Origin of the sequence: Gryllotalpicola daejeonensis (genome assembly GCF_039538145.1) — a bacterium.
Lineage (GTDB): Bacteria > Actinomycetota > Actinomycetes > Actinomycetales > Microbacteriaceae > Gryllotalpicola > Gryllotalpicola daejeonensis.
The window spans coordinates 223,974-240,320 of record NZ_BAABBV010000001.1; the positions used below are offsets into that span (position 1 = coordinate 223,974).

A 16,347-nucleotide genomic window follows, 5' to 3' on the forward strand; every position below is an offset into this window, starting at 1 on the left:
CCAGGTTATCCGGAGGTATGGGTTCCGTTTTCGACCTAGAGTAAACGGAGTACTTCTCTCCGAATCCAGCTCTAGTCCTCGGGAGCCCTCTTGTCTGCTACCGCCGTCGCGCCCACTGTGAGCGCCGATCCGCACGCCGAGCATCACCACTCGCGTCGCTGGATCATCCTCGTCGTGCTGGCACTGGCCCAGCTCATGGTCATCCTCGACTCCACCGTCGTGAACATCGCTCTGCCGACTGCGCAGAAGGCCCTCTCGTTCAGCGACAACGACCGCCAGTGGATCATCACCGGCTACACCCTCGCCTTCGGCAGCCTGCTGCTCTTCGCCGGCCGTCTTGCCGACCTCTTCGGCCGCAAATGGGCGCTGATCATCGGCCTCGCCGGCTTCGCGCTGGCCTCCGCCTTCGGCGGCCTCGCCACCAACTTCGCGATGCTGGTCTCGGCGCGCGTCGTGCAGGGCGCCTTCGGTGCGATCCTGGCCCCTGCCGTGCTCGCGATCCTCACCACGACGTTCGTCGACGGCAAGGAGCGCGGCCGCGCCTTCGGCATCTTCGGCGCCATCGGCGGCGGCGGCGCCGCGCTCGGGCTGCTGCTCGGCGGCGTGCTGACCGAGTACTTCTCGTGGCGCGCGACCATGTTCGTGAACATCTTCTTCGCGATTCCTGCTCTGATCGGCGCCTTCGTGCTGCTGCGCCACAGCGCCAGCGCCCATCGCCCGAAGCTCGACCTGCCGGGCGCGGTCACCATCACGGCCGGCCTCTTCGCCCTCGTCTACGGTTTCTCACTCGCCGACACCGACGGCTGGGGCGACGGCAAGACGATCGGGTTCCTGATCGCCGCAGGCATCCTGCTCATCGCCTTCGTCATCATCGAAGCCCGCTCGAAGCACGCCCTGCTTCCGCTGCGCATCGTGCTCGACCGCAACCGCGGCGGCGGCCTGCTCGCCATGTTCCTCGCGACCACCGGTATGTTCGGCGTGTTCCTGTTCATGACCTACTACCTGCAGTCGAACCTCGGCTACAGCGCGGTCAAGACCGGTGTCGCCTTCCTGCCGCTGCCTGGCGCGATCGTGCTCACCGCGGCCGTGATCATGCCGCGGCTGCAGCGCCGGGTGAGCCCGAAGATCCTCGTGCCCATCGGAATGCTGCTCGGCGCGATCGGTCTCGCGACCTTCACCCACATCGGCGTCGTCGGCGACTACGCCAAGGACGTGCTGCCCGGCCTCATCCTGCTCGGCCTCGGCATGGGCACGCTGTTCTCGATCGCGATGAGCATCTCGACCCTGCGCCTCGACCCTGAGGACGCCGGCGTCGGCTCGGCCACCGTCAACACGGTGCAGCAGGTCGGCGGTTCGATCGGCACCGCACTGCTCAACACCATCGCGACCAGTACGATCACCGCGTACGTGACCGACCACCTCGCGAAGGCGGTCACCAAGCAGGCAGCGCTCGCCGTGCAGGCGCAGGGCGCGATCGAGGGGTACCACGTGGCGTTCTGGCTCGCGGCGGCGATCTTCGCGGGCGGTGCAGTGGTCACAGCGCTCGTGCTGCGCCGCGGCGTGCCGGAAGAATTCGTCCACTCCTCGGGCGAGCCTGCAATGATTCACGCATAGGCATGCGCCGATGCGGCCGGGAAGGAGAACCAGTGTGACTCACACTGCGGATTCCCCTACCCGGCCGCTTCGCCGTGATGCGGCCCGCAACCGCAGTCTTCTACTCGACGCGGGCCGTGAGGTGTTCGCGGCCCGCGGCCTCGAGGCGACGCTCGACGAGATCGCCCACCATGCCGGCGTCGGCGTCGGCACCGCCTATCGCCATTTCGCCAACAAGCAGGAGCTCGCCGCCGCGATCTTCGCCGACGACTTCGAGCAGCTGGTCGAGTCGGCGAATGCGGCACTCGAGGTCGAGGACCCGTGGGAAGCGCTGGTCGGCTTCGTCGAGTCGACGATCGAGAAGCAGGCCGAAGACCGCGGCCTGCACGACCTCATCATGGCCGGAACCATGGGCGACCAGTCGCTGCACGTCGACGGCAAGTTCGAGACGGTGCGCGAGGCGCTGTTCGAGCCCGTCACGGCTCTCGTCGAGCGAGCGAAGAAGAACGGATGCCTGAGGGCAGACGCCTCCGCCACCGACATCGCCGCCATCCTCCTCATGATGGGCACGACCTTCGCCGCGAGTGATGCGGTCGGGCGCCCGGTCTGGAAGCGCTACCTGTGGCTGCTGCTCGACGGGCTGCGCAACTCCCAGTGCGGCAAGCTTCCCGAGGCGGCGTTCAGTGTCGACGAGCTCGACGCCGCTCTTGCGGCGATGAAGAAACACTGATTCGCTCACCGCCATGGGTGAGATCCACATCGACCTCTTCACCACCGTGGACCTCGTGGCGCAGGCTCCCGGTGGCCCCGAGGAGGATGACGAGGGCGGGTTCCCCTGGGGCGGCTGGCAGGCTCCGCTGATCGATGAGGTCGTGGGCCAATGGGTCGGGGCCGGCATGGAAACACTCGACGCCCTGCTGCTCGGTCGCAAGACCTACGACATCTTCGCCGCGTACTGGCCGCACCAGTCGGATCAGATCGGCACCCTGTTCAACCGGATCCCGAAGTACGTCGCCTCCCGGGGCGCTCCGGCGCTGGAGTGGAGCGGGACGACGCAGCTCGGCACCGATCTCGCCGCAGAGGTGGCACAGCTGCGCGAGCGGCACGCGAGCACCCACGTGATCGGCAGCCTCGACTTCGTGCAGACCCTGCTGCGCGAGCGGCTCTTCGACTTCCTGAACCTCTGGGTGCACCCGATCATCCTCGGCACGGGCAAGAAGGTGTTCGAGAGCGGTGCCGTGCCCGCCTCGCTCGCGCTCGTCGAGCCCGCGGCCACCTCGCCGAACGGGGTGGTCCAGCTGCGCTATCGGCTGACCGACCGCGACGTGACGACCGGTGACATGGCTGCGGTCGTGCAGGAAGGCTGAGCCTCAGCGCAGCAACCGCGCGACTTCGCCGGCGTTCGCCGCGAAGCCCTCGAGATCGTCGAGGTTCGTGCGCGACTGCAGCAGCACCGAGGTCGCACCCGCTTCGAACACCTCGCGCACCGTCGCCGCGACCTGCTCGACTGAACCGGCCGCGGCATAGCGCCGCTCCCCCGTCATCCGCCAGGCATCGAACTCGGTCTCCATGCGCTCGGCGGCGCCGTCGCCGAAATCCGCCATCAGGAACACCGCGACGTCGAAGGGGCCGTCGATTCCGGCATCCGATCTCGCCTGCGTCGCGCGCGCCACGCTGTCACGCACCATGCCCGCGCTCCAGCCGCCGGTCAGGACGATGCCGTCGGCGACCTCGCCGACGAGCGCGGTCGTCTTGGGTCCCTCGGCGGCACCGAGGATGCGAACGGGCGCCGCGGGCGGCCAGTCGAGCTTGACGCGGTCGAGGTTCACGTAGCGGCCGGAGACCGTTACCTCTTCGCCCGCGAGCAGCCGCCGCAGCGCCGGCACGTATTCGCGCATGAGGGTGAGCGGTGAGGCCACGCGGGCGCCCGCCTGCCCCATCCAGTCGAGCACCCCGTGGCCGAGGCCGAAGCGCGGCCTGCCGGGGAAGAGCCGCTCGATCAGCGCGGCCTCCATCGCGAGCAGCGCCACGTTGCGCAACGGCATGGGCAGAATGCCGACGCCCACTCTCAGCCGCTCGGTGACCGAGAGCGCCGCCACGATCGAGGCGATGCCGCTCTCTTTGAAGCAGTCCTCCCACACCCAGAACTCGTCGAGGCCGGCGCGTTCGGCGGCGAGCGCCGCTTCGCGCAGCCGCTCGGGGGCCGACCACGGTTGGAAGATCACACCGAGTGATGTCATGCCACGAGGCTAGAGGGCGCCACCGACAACGCGTACGGTGTGGCGCATGGTCGAGTCGATCACCTCGCAGCGCTTCCACGAGTTCCCCGGCGTCGACGGGTGGCGCGTCATCTCGACGGGCGCCGCGACGTACTTCCCGACCGGTTCCTTCGCGAAGGGCGTCGAGCTCGTCACGCGGATCGGCGAGCTGGCGGATGCCGCGAACCACCACCCCGACGTCGACCTGCGGTACCCCGGCGTGCAGGTGCGCCTGCAGACGCACGAGGTGAAGGAGCAGGGGTGGATGCTGAGCGAGCGCGACGCCGCCCTCGCTGCGCAGATCACCGACGCCGCGCATGCACTGGGCATCGAGCCCGACCCGAGCCGCGTGCAGGCACTGCAGATCGCGATCGATGCCCTCGACATCGCGAAGCTGAGGCCGTTCTGGGCTGTGGTGCTCGGCTACGAGCTGGTCGGTGACGAGGACGTCACGGACCCCGCCGCGTTCGGCCCGAACGTGTGGTTCCAGCAGATGGACGCACCCCGGCCGCAGCGCAACCGCATCCATGTCGACCTGTACGTGCCGGCCGACGTCGCGCCGCAGCGCGTCGAGGCCGCCCTTGCCGCCGGCGGCAGCGTGGTGCGCGACAACGGCCCGAACTGGTGGACGCTTGCGGACCCGGAAGGCAACGAGGTCGACGTCGCCCCCTGGCCCGACGGCTTCAGCGGCTGGTAGCGCTAGGCGTTCACGTCGGAATCATCCGGCGCCTCCGGTCGCACGATCTGCCGGTTCAGATGCCGCCGCATGATGTTGACCATGTCGATCTCGCCGCCGGACAGCAGCCACTGGATCTGCAGCCCGTCCAGCAGCGCCAGCAGCACCACGGCGGACAGGTCGGGGTCCCAGTCCGGGCGCAGTACTCCGGCCTCGGCGCCGCGCCGGTAGGTGCGGGCGATCCGCTCGCGCCGCTCGGCGTAGCGCTGTGCGAAGAAGGCATGGCCCGGGTTGCTCTCGCTCACGGACTCCCCCGCCAGCACCGTGAACAGCTCGACCATGCCCTTGCTCTCGATGTTGCGCCGCACCATGTCGACGACAGCCTCGAGCGCGGCATCCGCATCGGTGATGGCGTCGAGATCCATGCGCTCGTCGTCCTCGGCGTCGCGCAGCCGCAGCACCTCGTGCAGCAGCGCGTCCTTGTCGGGGAACTCGTCGACGAGCTCGGCGTAGGTCACCCCGGCGGTCACGGCGATGCGCACGAGCGTGGCGCCGTTGAAGCCGACGTCACGGAAGACCTCGCGCGCGGCATCCAGAATCGCGTCGTGTCTCTGGGCGTCACTCACGGTCACACCCTGGCACCGCGTGCGGCGCGGCGAAAGCCCCGGTGCGCCGCGGCCGGGGTCACACCGGCAGGTGCCTGGCCCACCAGTCGAGGATGATCTCGAAGCGCTGGAGGCGGTGCCGCGGGCGGCCGGCGCGGCTCAGCTCGTGGTTCTCGCCGGGGAAGACGACCAGCTCGGCCTCGACGCCGTTGCGCTTCAGCGAATGGAAGTACCGCTCGGCCTGTCCCAGCGGGCAGCGCAGATCCTGCTCGGAGTGCAGCACGAGCGTCGGCGTGGCGACGCGGTCGACGACGGCCTGCGGGCTCTGCGCCGCGATGCGCTCCGGGTCCTCGCCGACGTACTGCTGGCCGAAGAACGAGCCGATGTCGCTCGTGCCGACGAAGTACTCGGGGTCGAGGAACCCGCGCTCGACGATGGCGGCGGCGAAGCGCTGGTCGTGCGCAATCGTCCAGGCCGTCAGATAGCCGCCATAAGAGCCGCCGAGGATGCCGACGCGTGCGCCGTCGAGCCGGGAGTCGGCCGCGACCGCCGCATTGAGGAACGCGAGCACGTCGTCGAGATCGACGGTGCCCATGGACTGCCGGATGCTTCGGCCGTGCTCTTGCCCATACGTGCGGCTGCCCCGCGGGTTGCAGTAGACGACGGCGTAGCCTGCGTCGACCAGCACCTGCGTCTCGTCGAACAGGTGGACGCCGTACTCGGCGAACGGGCCGCCGTGGATCATCAGCAGCACGGGGTGGGGGCCGTCGCCCTCCGGCACCGCGACCCAGCCGTGCACGGGGTAGCCGTCTTTGCTGGGCGTCTCGAGCTCGGTGGGCGTGACGACGCCGGTCTCACGCAGCGCCGCCGAGAAGTCGGTGCGACGCCGCAGGCCGCCGGCCTCGACCACGGCGACATCGCCGTAGCTGTCGGGGGCCGAGTAGCTGACGACGATCGTCTGGCCCGCGGCATCCGCCCCGCTCACCTCGATCGCGCCCTCGGTGAGTGCGCTCACCGTGCCTGCGGAATCCACATGCAGCAGCTGGTGCGTGCCGCGGCTGCCGTTGATGACGAGCACCGAGCCGTCGGGTCGCGTGACGATCGTCGGCTGCATGCCCCCGCCGCCGATGTCGTACTGCGCGGGGTCGGTGAGGCGCCGTGGCGCCTGCCCCGGCTGCTCGATGACGTAGAGCGAGGAGTTGCGGCCGATGAAATCCAGGCCGTCCTCGCCGAGCTCTCCGGCGAGGAAGAACAGCCGGCCGTCCGGGCCGTACTCGACGGCGTCGACGCCGAAGCTGCCGTGCTCGAACGTCGCGTCGACGGCATCCCCCTCGCCGGAGACGGGCAGCAGCACGACGCTCGAGCGGAGGTCCTCATCGCGCGTCTCGTGCACGGCGGCGACCGCGGCGAGCGTCTGCCCGTCGGGCGAGAAGGCGAAGTCGCCGTGGTCGACCTCGTGCTGCGAGACGCGGCGCGGCTCGGCGACCGTCGGGCGCGGCTCTGCCGGCCCCTCGGGCGAGGCGACCGGCTGCACGACGGGCTCGGCCTGCACGTCGGGCACGGGGACGACGAACAGCAGGTTCGGGCGGTCGAGGTAGTAGCCGAGGCCGTTGGAGGTGCGGTTGAAGACGTCGAAACGGCGGGGCGGCTCGGCATCAGAGCCGAGGCCCTCGACCGTGCCGTAGCGGCCCTGCTCGGGCTCGCGGCTCGAGAAGGCGAGCGTCGTGCTGTCGGGCGACCAGGCGAACCGGCCGACGCCGAGCTTCCGGTCGGTGACCTGCACCGGCTCGCCGCCGCCCGCGTCGACCACGTAGAGCTGCGCGGGGGCACCGGGCTCTGCGCGCAGGAACGCGATCAGCTCGCCGTTCGGCGAGAACTGCGGCGCGGTGTCGCGGAAACCACGGGTCAGGCGGAATGGGGCGCCGCCGTGCGCCGATAGGGGCACGATCCACAGCTGGCCGACGTAGGCGTCAGCGTCGAGATCGGGCCGCGTGACCGAGATCACGGCGGCACCGCCGCGCGGGCTGATCGACGGGCTCGAGACGGTGTTGATCAGCGGAAGATCGCGCGGCTTCATAGTGCTCCTACTCTTCGACGAAGTCCGAGGTGTCACCGACGAGGCGCGTGTGGTCGGCGGGAACGGGCTCGACGGCCGCGAGTGCGACCTCGGCCGCGAACTCGGACACGTTGTAGAGCTTCCCGGCCGACTTGCGGCGCTCGTCGATCGCCCCGGGGTTGAGACGGTTCAGAAGGGTGGCGGTGATCGTGCCCTCGATCATGTCGCCCGAGACGACCACGAAGTCGATGCCACGGGCGTCGAGCTCAGGGATTCGTTCGCGCAGCGCGTCTTCGCCCGCGCGCTTCGATTCGGCCACCGGCGTGTACTCGGGCATGGTCGGCGTGGTGCGGATGAAGTGCGCCTGGTGGCTCGTGACGAAGACCACCCGGCCGCCCTGCGCCAAGAGCGGCAGCGCGGTCTCGAGCACCGAGACCTGCGCGTCGCGGTTGAGGCGCAGCGCGTAGTCCTCGCCCATCCCGGCCTCCATGCCGCCGGACGCGTTCAGCACGAGGATGTCGAGGCCGCCCCAGGCGTCCTTCACCTGCGCGAACATGGCGGCGACGGATGCCGGATCGGTGAGGTCCGCAGCGATGACGAGCGACTCCGCGCCCTTCTCGGCGAGCTGCGCCTGCAGCTTCTCGGCGCGGGCCGCCTTGTTGCGGTAGTTGATGACCACCTTCGCGCCCGCCTCGGCGAAATAGCCGACCGTGTCGGCGCCGATCCCGCGGCTGGACCCGGTGACGAGAACGCGCTTGCCTGCGAGCGAGCCGGGGGCGAGGGGGTTGGTCACGAGGAACTCCTAATGGGGGTCAGAATCGGGCTGATCAAAAGCCCCCATCGACCCTACCAATGACAGTAGGGTGAGGCTCATGGGTGGGTTCGAGTGGGTCGTCTGGGCCGCTCTGATCATTGTGCTCGTGGCCATCGCGATGCTCACGACCGAGATCGAGTTCATGCTGCTCGCTCTCGGCGCGCTCGGCGGCCTGATCGCCGACCTGCTCGGCGCCCCGGTGTGGCTCGCGGTCGTGATCGCCGCCGTCATCGCCATTCTCAGCACCTTTCTGCTGCGGCCGCCGCTGCTCAACGCCCTGCGGCGCGGCGCGGACCCCGCGAAGAGCAACATCGACGCGATCGTCGGCACGACGGGCCAGGTGCTCATCCAGGTCTCGCAGAGCGGCGGTCAGGTGAAGCTCGCGAACGGCGAGACGTGGAGCGCTCGGCTCGGCAGCGAGACCGCCCCCGTGCTCGGCCCGGGAACCCATGTGCGTGTGCTGGCCGTCGACGGGGCATCCGTCGTCATCGAACCCGAGGCGAGCGGCGCGCCGCTCGGCTGAGCCGTGCGAGTGCACGCAGAGACAACAGAGAGGTCGTCATGACACCAGGTGAAGTGATCATCGCGATCGTGGTGGTGATCGTCATCATCTTCGTGCTGGTGACGATCTTCCGCGCGATCCGCATCGTGCCGCAGGCGCGCGCCGGCGTGGTCGAGCGGCTCGGTCGCTACCACAAGACGCTCACCCCGGGCCTCAACCTGCTCGTGCCCTATATCGACCACCTGCGGCCGCTCATCGACCTGCGCGAGCAGGTCGTCTCGTTCGCGCCGCAGCCCGTGATCACCGAGGACAACCTGGTCGTCTCGATCGACACGGTCATCTATTTCCAGGTGACGGATGCCCGTGCGGCGACCTATGAGATCGCGAACTACCTCGCCGCGGTCGAGCAGCTGACCACCACCACCCTGCGCAACGTCGTCGGTGGCATGAACCTCGAAGAGGTGCTCACGAGCCGCGACAACATCAACTCGCAGCTGCGCATCGTTCTCGACGAGGCCACCGGCAAGTGGGGCATCCGCGTCGGCCGCGTCGAGCTCAAGTCGATCGACCCGCCCGCCTCGATCCAGGACTCGATGGAGCAGCAGATGCGCGCAGAGCGCAACCGCCGCGCCGCGATCCTGAACGCAGAGGGCACGAAGCAGGCCGAGATCCTGAACGCCGAGGGCTTCAAGCAGGCCGCGATCCTCAAGGCGGAGGGCGACAAGCAGGCCGCGGTGCTGCGCGCGGAGGGCGAGGCGAAGGCGATCGACACGGTCTTCTCAGCCATCCACGCGGGCAAGCCCGACGACCTGCTGCTCGCCTACCAGTACCTGCAGACGCTGCCGCTGATCGCGAACGGCCAGGCCAACAAGGTCTGGATGATCCCTTCAGAGCTCACGAAGGCGCTCGAGGGCTTCAGCGGCGCGTTCGGCAAGGTACCGGGCGGCAGCGTGCCGACCGCGAGCAACGCGCCGGGCGCGGCCCCCGCGACGGCGCCGGCGCCCACGCCGTCATCCGGCGCCCACGCCGCGGAGTAGCGCTCTGGTCTCCCCCGGCCGAGATGGCGGCTACTTCGCGCTGCCGCGCCCGCGGGTGCTCGCGCACCGCGGCCTCGCGACCGCCGCGCCCGAGAACACACTGCTCGCCTTCGCGAACGCGCTGGCGGCGGGCGCTGCGTATGTGGAGACCGACGTGCACGCCTCCGCCGACGGCGTCGCGATCGTCAGCCACGACCCCGACCTCACGCGGCTCGCGGGTCGCGAGGCGCGCGTCGACCAGCTGACGCGTGCTGAGCTCGCGAAGATCGAGCTGGGCGACGGCGCCTCGTTCTGCACGCTCGCCGAGGCGCTCGACGCCTTTCCTGACGCGCGCTTCAACATCGATGTGAAGACCAGGGCGGCGGCGGATGCCGCGGCCGCGGCGATCCTCGACGCGGGCGCCACCGACCGGGTGCTCGTGACGAGCTTCGACGACAGCACCCGCAAGGCGGTGCTCGCCGCGCTCGGCAATGGACACCCCGTGGCGACCTCGGCGTCCCAGCGCGGCGTGATCTGGGCGCTGATCGGCGCGCGGCTCGGCCTCGGCTCCGTCGTGCGCGCGGCGCTCAACGGCGTCGACGCCGTGCAGGTGCCCGAACGTCAGGGGCCGCTCACGGTCGTGACGCCCCGCTTCATCCGTGCCGTGCAGCGCGCCGGCGTCGAGGTGCACGTGTGGACGGTCAACGACGAAGCCGACATGCGGCGTCTGCTCGCGATGGGCGTCGACGGCATCGTGACTGATCGCGCCGACATCGCACTGCGGGTTGTCAACCACCTGGCAAACCCCTGAGTCTGCCGCTTCACTGGGAAGCTCCGGGAACGCTGAGGCGTTTCGAATTCATGAATTCGTATCGGAATTCGTATCGAGCGTGAAGGAGCCCCGAATGGCAGATCGAAGCCTACGTGGAATGAGGCTCGGTGCTCAGAGCCTGCAGAGCGAAGAGGGCGTGAGCTTCTCGCCGCGCGCCACGCACACCTACGCGTGCGCCAGCTGCGGCCGCGAGACCACCATGGTGTTCGCCGCCGAGGCGGAAGCCCCCGAGACCTGGGAGTGCCGTTACTGCGGCCAGGAGGCCACCCTGCTGGTCGACGACAAGCCCGTCGAGGTGGACCGCGCAGAGGCCAAGGCCCCGCGCAGCCACTGGGACATGCTGCTCGAACGGCGCACCGAGGCAGAGCTCGAGGAGCTGCTGCAGGGGCGCCTCAACTACCTGCGCTCGCGTCGCGGGCAGGAGCAGAACGCCTGAGCCGGGCGCGTCAGACGTCAGACCGACGAGGGCCGGGTCCGAGAGGATCCGGCCCTCTACGTATGCGCTCGGCGATCGACGGCGGCGGAACGGCCAGGGCAGCCGCGGAAATCCGGACATCGGGGCGGCGAAACTTCGCGTTACCGCGGTGACACGGCGCAGACACAGCCCGGTGGTCGACTTCCCGTAAAGCGTTGACGATCTGACGACGGAACGGAGCACGGCGATGACCAAGCGAGTGTGGGACGACTTCCTCAGCGAGCGCGACAAGGCGCACTTGGCGATCGTCGGCGAAGGCAAGCGCGTTGGCTTCGGCGAGCGGCCCGCGGTGCTGATGGTCGACAACTACGAGGGGGTGTTCTCGGAGCCCGGCGTGGATATCCTCGACGCCGTGCGCACGAAGCCCGGTTCCATCGGCGCCGAAGCGCACGAGGCCGCCGACCGCATCGCGACGCTGCTAGAGCACGCTCGGGCGGCCGGCATCCCCGTCATCCATGTGACCGGGATGCACGGCAACAACATGCCGGGCTGGAACCCGTCGATCCACGCCGGCGACGCGCGCGGCGTCATCACGCCGGAGAAGGCGGGCGCGGGCGACAAGTACCGCATCGTCGAGAAGTGCGCACCGATCGAGGGCGAGGTCGTGTTCCAGAAGACCGCGCCGAGTGCGTTCTTCGGCACTCCCCTGCAGAGCCTGCTCAACTTCCTCGACGTGGACACCCTCATCGTGGGCGGCGAAGCCGCGTCCGGGTGCGTCCGGGCCTCGGCGGTCGACGCCGCGAGCTATCGCTACCGGGTCATCGTCGCCGAGGAGTGCGTCTACGACCGCCACGAGGCCTCCCGCGCGATCAACCTCTTCGATCTGCACCAGAAGTACGCCGACGTGTTGTCCACCGACGCCGTGATCGCCTGGATCGACTCCTACAACCGGGCCACGGCAGCGGCGTGAACTGAGCGCGGGCAACATGGCCCGATCACCCGACACTCCACGCGTGGGCCGTTCAGCGACGGCCGACGCGCATTACGTGCGCGACATGATCTGGTCGCAGCTGTTCGTCGATGGCGATGTCGAGGTGCTCAGCCGCACGGAGGAGTCGCTGGCCAAGGAATACCAGGTCTCGCGGAACACCGTGCGGCTCGCGCTGGCGATGCTCGCGAACGAGGGGCTCGTCACCCGCAAGCGCGGAATCGGCACCACGATCGCGGTCGACCCGGTCAACCGCACCGCCAAGGACATGGGCATGTCGGACCTCGTGGGCGGCAGAGAGCAGCGGGTGCGCCGACACACGGTCGGCAAGACGGTCGTGGCGAGCAGTCCGCTGCTGCATGCCCGTTTCGGCGAGAGCGCGGGTGGATTCCTGCGTTGGGAGCGCACGACCTTCGTCGACGACGTCCCTTTCAGCACGTGGACGACCTATCTGCCGCTGCGCTGGGCGGCGCCCCTGCTCGAGGGCGACGAGTTCGACGCGGTCGACATGTTCAAGCTCGTGCGCTCGTTGGCGCCCACAGCGCCCGTGCGTGCAACTCGGCGGATGCGGGCGGTCGCGGCCGACGCCAGAACCTCGATTCAGCTGCGGGTCGAGCCCGGGGTGCCGGTCGTGCACATCGAGCGATCGATAGAGGACGCGCATGGCGCCTGTCTCGAGCTGGGCTACGCGGAATGCCGCTCCGATCGCTTCACCCTCACCTACACCACCGAATACGACTAGACCGCACGTTGTGCCGGGAGGGCAGACACACCGAGGGGCGGCCCGGATGGGCCGCCCCTCGGTGTGTCTGCCCTACTTCGTGTCGTCGAGGAACTTCATGTCGACCACATCCTTGTACGTGGCCGGCTTGTCCTTGTCCTTGAGCACGCCCGCGGTGCGAACGATGTCGAGCTCCATGTCGGTGGCCTCCTTGGAGACGCTGGCGTCATCGGCCCAGAGCTTGTCCTGGTAGCAGGTCTCGATGATCTTCTTGATCGTGTCGGGCGGCAGGTTGGGGAACTCCTTCTGGGCGACCTTGATGGCCAGCGAGTGGTCGGATTGCACCTTCGACAGGGCCTCCGACATCGACTTGACGAAAGCATCGGCCGTCTTCTTGCCGAAGGCGGTCGAATACGTTTTCACCGGAACGTTGATGGTCGAGTAGGCATCAGGCCCGAACATCTGGGGGAAGCTGACGAAGGGCTTCTGGAAGATGCCCTCGTCGATGCCCTGCTGCATCTGCGGGTTGGCGATCACCGCGAAGTCGGCCTGGCCGGTCTTCAGCGCGGCGAGCGGCGCGTTGGCATCCGCGACCTCCTGCATCTTGAGGTCGGTCGTCTTCAGCCCTCCCTTCGCCAGCACGTAGCGCAGCACCGAGTTTGGGGTGCCGCCGTAGGCGCCGACGATGACCTTCTTGCCCTTCAGGAAGTCGGCGAGCTTCTTCGGATCCGTGATGCTCGACGGCGTCTTCACGCCCTTGCGCGCCACCATGTAGACGTTCACGCGGTTGACCACGTTCGCGATGCTCTTGATCTGGGTCGCAGAGCCGCCGTCCTGGCTGAGGACGAAGCCGTTGTGCTCGGGGCCGCCGATGAATCCGTATGCCTTGCCGCTCAGCACCGCGTTGACGTGTGCGCCGCCGCCGCTGCTCTCGGTGTCGTACTTCACGCTCAGGCCGTTTTTCGTGAAGATGCCCTCGTCGATCGCGACGTAGAGCGGCAGGTAGCCGAGGTTGTGCGCGGGCTCGGCTACCAGCAGCGTCTTGCCCGACGCCGGCTCGGCGTCGTGGATCGAGCCCGACGACCCGGCGGAGCATGAGGTCAGGGCCAGGACTGCGGTCAGGGAGGCGACGGCGGCGATCGCCAGCGTTGGTCGGAGTTTCATGTGATTGCCAATCGTTTCGGAGGCCAGGGGTCAGTCGGTGATGCTGTGGCTGAGGCGGCGCTCGATGAATCCGACGCCGACGTAGAGAAGCACGGAGAGCGCCGCGAGCACGAAGACGCCGACCCAGATCAGGGCGATGTCGTAGGTCGACCCGGCGTAGACGATGAGCCGCCCAACGCCGTGGTTGGAGCCGATGAACTCACCGACGATCGCGCCGGCGAGGGCGAGTCCGATGGTGACGCGCAGCCCCGAGATGATCCACGGGAGCGTGGAGGGGACGACGACGCTGCGGAAGACCTTTCCGCGGCTCGCGCCGAGGCTGTACATCATGCGGATGATGTCCTTGTCGACGGTGCGCACCCCGGCCGAGGCGTTGAGCGCCTGGACTGCCATGACCATCGCCGTGGCCAGCACGACCTTCGACTGCAGGCCGAGGCCCAGGACGAGCACGATGATCGGCGCAAGTGCGAGCTTCGGGATGGCCTCGAACATGATCACGAACGGCTCGGCGGTCTTCAGGTAGATCTTCGACCACCAGAACGACAAGCCGAGGGCCGTGCCGATGATCGTGCCCAAGATGAAGCCGAGAATGGCGGCGCTCAGGGTGAAGCCGATGTCCGAGAGGATGGTGCCCGTCGTGAACTGCTCCACCGCCTTCTGCCAGATGAGCGCCGGGGAGCTCCAGAAGAACTTGTCGACGAATCCGAGAGCGGTTCCGAGCTGCCACCCGCCGATGATGACGACGACGACGGCGCAGCGCAGCGCCCAAACGACCCCAGGTCGCGCTTTCGAGGTGCCCTGCGTCGCGAGTCGGCGCCCGCGCACAGCGGCGGGCCGCATCAGAGAGTCGAGTTGCTGGAGGATCTCGGTCGAGGTGCGCGTGTCCTCGGCGGGCTCGAGCTGGGCGATTCGCGCGGTCAGTGCGCTCATGGTCAGACCTCCTCGTTGTTCATCAGAAGCTGGCGGACGTGCTCGCGGAGCTCGACGAAGCGGGGCGTCCCCGACACGCTCGCGGCACGGGGGCGCGGAAGGTCGACATCGATGACCTCCGCCACGGCGCCGGGGCGCCCCTTCATCACGTAGATGCGGTCGGAGAGGAACACGGCCTCATCGATGTCGTGGGTGACGAAGACGATGGTCTTCTTGAACGTGGCCTGCACGTCGAGCAGCCAGAGCTGCATCTGAAGGCGCGTCTGCGCGTCCAGGGCGCCGAAGGGCTCGTCCAGCAGCATGATCTGCCGGTTGAACAGCAGGGTGCGCAGCAGCGCCGCCCGCTGACGCATGCCACCGGACAGGTGCGCCGGTTTCGCGTCTTCGTACTGGCCCAGACCGTAGCGCTGCAGCAGCGGGCGTGCGGCGGCGACTGATGCCTCGCGCGGCACCCCCTGGATCTCGAGTCCGAGGATCACGTTGTTCAACACGGTTCGCCACGGAAGGAGCATGTCCTTCTGCAGCATGTAGCCCACCAGCCCCGCCTCCGCCGTGTGGTCGACGCCGTCGATGAAGACGCCGCCGTCGGTCGGGTGCTCGAGCCCGGCGACGATCGAGAACAGGGTGCTCTTGCCGCAGCCAGAGGGGCCGACGATAGTGACGAACTCACCGGGCTTTGCGACGAGGTCGGTCGGCAACAGGGCAGGCACGAACGTCGGCGCTGCCTTGCCGTCGGTGCGGGAGGGGAAGCTCTTCGAGATCCCGCGGACCTCGAGTACTCCGGTGGCGCCGGCGGAGCCGGCCGGGGTCGAGCGCGTCACGGTATCTAGAACGGCGGTCATGTCAGTCTCCTAAGCGAGGGCGGTGGCCTCGACGGCCGGCGCGAGGATGCCCTCGTACAGGTCCGCCGGCAGTCCGCCGATGTAGTCGGTGATCTCCGTCGTCGACATCACGTCTGCGTACTTGGCGTTCATGTCGAAGAGGTTGATGGCGTGCGATGCCTCGCCGCGGTCGAAGGTGCATTCCTCGGCAACGGCCACGCGCAGGTTGTTCGCGAAGGCGTCGATCACGGTCGCGCGGACGCAGCCCGAGGTCGTGGTGCCGCACACGATCAGGGAGTCGACCTTGAGCTGAGTCAGGTACGACATGAGCGCGGTGCCGAAGAACACGCTGGGGCTGGTCTTGCGGATCAGCACGTCGCGCTCCTGCGGCGCGATCTCGGCCACGATGTCCGTGCCGACGATGCCGACCGGCGGATCGACCTCGGTGCGACGAGCGTTGCGCCACAGGCCGCGGCCGATCTTGTCCGCGCGAGGCGGGTAGCCGGTCGAGTAGAAGATCGGCAGGTTCTTCGCGCGCCCGGCCTCGAGCAATTGCTGGATGTACGGGATCGCGGCCCAGCCGCGGGGCCCACAGCTGTTGTGCCACTTCTTGATCGAGTCGAGCAGCGGCTCGTCCTTGTCGCCGGTGAAGGCGTAGTTGACGTCGACGATGAGAATCGCCGGGCGCTCGCCGAAGCCGAGGAACGAGCCATAGCCGCTCGCTGCGAAGACCTGCTGGTCGAGGTCAGTGAGGAATTCGTCCCAAATACGCATTTCAGTTCTCCTGTCACTGCGGGGGCGGTTCTGGGTCGCCGCCCGTATCGATATGGTTGACGATCGGAATTTCGGCGCTGAATCACTGCAGTTGCCGCAGGGTTTCGCCACATGGGAACATTCGATTTATGCGCCTGATCAGCTGTTTCAGTGAAAGAGTTTTGTGGTTTCGCCGGAAATTG

General features: G+C 68.5%; 18 protein-coding genes. 10 read left to right on the forward strand and 8 right to left on the reverse strand.

All coding sequences use genetic code 11. The features are described from left to right. Window positions 1-90 precede the first annotated feature (90 nt). Genes ABD736_RS01185 through ABD736_RS01195 form a run of 3 tightly spaced genes read left to right on the forward strand, consistent with a single transcriptional unit; the run spans window position 91 to window position 2,960 of the window. Entirely contained in the window at window positions 91-1,614 is a 1,524-nt protein-coding gene (locus tag ABD736_RS01185; RefSeq protein WP_344789913.1) for an MFS transporter, read from the forward strand. A gap of 34 nt (window positions 1,615-1,648) precedes the next feature. After that, window positions 1,649-2,323 carry a TetR/AcrR family transcriptional regulator gene (locus tag ABD736_RS01190; RefSeq protein ID WP_344789914.1) on the forward strand — a complete coding sequence of 225 codons (675 nt, stop codon included), beginning with the start codon at window positions 1,649-1,651 and terminating at the stop codon, window positions 2,321-2,323. A 13-nt stretch (window positions 2,324-2,336) separates the two neighbouring features. Further along, the gene (locus ABD736_RS01195) at window positions 2,337-2,960 is read left to right on the forward strand and encodes a dihydrofolate reductase family protein (protein ID WP_344789915.1); all 624 of its coding nucleotides are present in this window, start codon (window positions 2,337-2,339) and stop codon (window positions 2,958-2,960) included. A 3-nt stretch (window positions 2,961-2,963) separates the two neighbouring features. Here the strand turns inward: ABD736_RS01195 and ABD736_RS01200 are convergent, their stop codons facing one another. After that, window positions 2,964-3,833 (reverse strand): LLM class flavin-dependent oxidoreductase, encoded by an 870-nt coding sequence (locus ABD736_RS01200; protein ID WP_344789916.1) that lies wholly within the window; start codon window positions 3,831-3,833, stop codon window positions 2,964-2,966. 46 nt (window positions 3,834-3,879) lie between these two features. Here ABD736_RS01200 and ABD736_RS01205 point away from each other — a divergent pair, with 46 nt between their 5' ends. Beyond that, complete coding sequence (locus ABD736_RS01205) at window positions 3,880-4,548, forward strand: VOC family protein (RefSeq protein ID WP_344789917.1); 669 nt, start codon at window positions 3,880-3,882, stop codon at window positions 4,546-4,548. 2 nt (window positions 4,549-4,550) lie between these two features. Here ABD736_RS01205 and ABD736_RS01210 read toward each other — a convergent pair whose 3' ends face one another. The 3 genes from ABD736_RS01210 to ABD736_RS01220 are packed head-to-tail and all read right to left on the reverse strand — an operon-like array spanning window position 4,551 to window position 7,981. Beyond that, window positions 4,551-5,153: a TetR/AcrR family transcriptional regulator gene (locus ABD736_RS01210; protein ID WP_344789918.1), complete on the reverse strand. Its 603-nt coding sequence runs from the start codon at window positions 5,151-5,153 to the stop codon at window positions 4,551-4,553. 58 nt (window positions 5,154-5,211) lie between these two features. Further along, on the reverse strand, window positions 5,212-7,209 hold the full coding sequence (locus ABD736_RS01215; RefSeq protein WP_344789919.1) for a S9 family peptidase: 1,998 nt from the start codon (window positions 7,207-7,209) through the stop codon (window positions 5,212-5,214). Window positions 7,210-7,216: 7 nt separating this feature from the next. Next, a complete protein-coding gene (locus ABD736_RS01220; RefSeq protein ID WP_344789920.1) occupies window positions 7,217-7,981 on the reverse strand; it encodes an SDR family oxidoreductase in 765 nt (254 codons plus the stop codon). A 79-nt stretch (window positions 7,982-8,060) separates the two neighbouring features. Here ABD736_RS01220 and ABD736_RS01225 point away from each other — a divergent pair, with 79 nt between their 5' ends. The 6 genes from ABD736_RS01225 to ABD736_RS01250 all read left to right on the forward strand — a co-directional run bounded on the left by ABD736_RS01225 (window position 8,061) and on the right by ABD736_RS01250 (window position 12,497). Further along, window positions 8,061-8,525: an NfeD family protein gene (locus ABD736_RS01225; protein ID WP_344789921.1), complete on the forward strand. Its 465-nt coding sequence runs from the start codon at window positions 8,061-8,063 to the stop codon at window positions 8,523-8,525. Between the two features lie 38 nt (window positions 8,526-8,563). Then, the gene (locus ABD736_RS01230; protein WP_344789922.1) at window positions 8,564-9,541 is read left to right on the forward strand and encodes an SPFH domain-containing protein; all 978 of its coding nucleotides are present in this window, start codon (window positions 8,564-8,566) and stop codon (window positions 9,539-9,541) included. A gap of 55 nt (window positions 9,542-9,596) precedes the next feature. Then, window positions 9,597-10,331: a glycerophosphodiester phosphodiesterase family protein gene (locus tag ABD736_RS01235; RefSeq protein ID WP_344789923.1), complete on the forward strand. Its 735-nt coding sequence runs from the start codon at window positions 9,597-9,599 to the stop codon at window positions 10,329-10,331. A gap of 94 nt (window positions 10,332-10,425) precedes the next feature. Further along, window positions 10,426-10,788 (forward strand): RNA polymerase-binding protein RbpA, encoded by a 363-nt coding sequence (locus ABD736_RS01240; protein ID WP_344789924.1) that lies wholly within the window; start codon window positions 10,426-10,428, stop codon window positions 10,786-10,788. A 226-nt stretch (window positions 10,789-11,014) separates the two neighbouring features. Then, a complete protein-coding gene (locus tag ABD736_RS01245) occupies window positions 11,015-11,737 on the forward strand; it encodes an isochorismatase family protein (RefSeq protein ID WP_344789925.1) in 723 nt (240 codons plus the stop codon). Between the two features lie 43 nt (window positions 11,738-11,780). Beyond that, window positions 11,781-12,497 (forward strand): GntR family transcriptional regulator, encoded by a 717-nt coding sequence (locus ABD736_RS01250; RefSeq protein ID WP_344789926.1) that lies wholly within the window; start codon window positions 11,781-11,783, stop codon window positions 12,495-12,497. A gap of 72 nt (window positions 12,498-12,569) precedes the next feature. On the opposite strand, the gene ABD736_RS01255 is transcribed toward ABD736_RS01250, so the two are convergent. From ABD736_RS01255 to ABD736_RS01270, 4 genes are read right to left on the reverse strand one after another with little or no spacing between them, the layout of a single operon-like run. Then, window positions 12,570-13,640, reverse strand: a complete 1,071-nt coding sequence (locus tag ABD736_RS01255) for an ABC transporter substrate-binding protein (RefSeq protein ID WP_344789927.1) — start codon at window positions 13,638-13,640, stop codon at window positions 12,570-12,572. Between the two features lie 30 nt (window positions 13,641-13,670). Further along, the gene (locus ABD736_RS01260; protein ID WP_344789928.1) at window positions 13,671-14,570 is read right to left on the reverse strand and encodes an ABC transporter permease; all 900 of its coding nucleotides are present in this window, start codon (window positions 14,568-14,570) and stop codon (window positions 13,671-13,673) included. Window positions 14,571-14,572: 2 nt separating this feature from the next. Further along, window positions 14,573-15,412, reverse strand: coding sequence for an ABC transporter ATP-binding protein (locus tag ABD736_RS01265; protein WP_344789929.1), 840 nt, complete (start codon window positions 15,410-15,412; stop codon window positions 14,573-14,575). Between the two features lie 9 nt (window positions 15,413-15,421). After that, window positions 15,422-16,165, reverse strand: a complete 744-nt coding sequence (locus ABD736_RS01270; protein ID WP_344789930.1) for an isochorismatase family protein — start codon at window positions 16,163-16,165, stop codon at window positions 15,422-15,424. Between the last annotated feature and the right edge of the window lie 182 nt (window positions 16,166-16,347).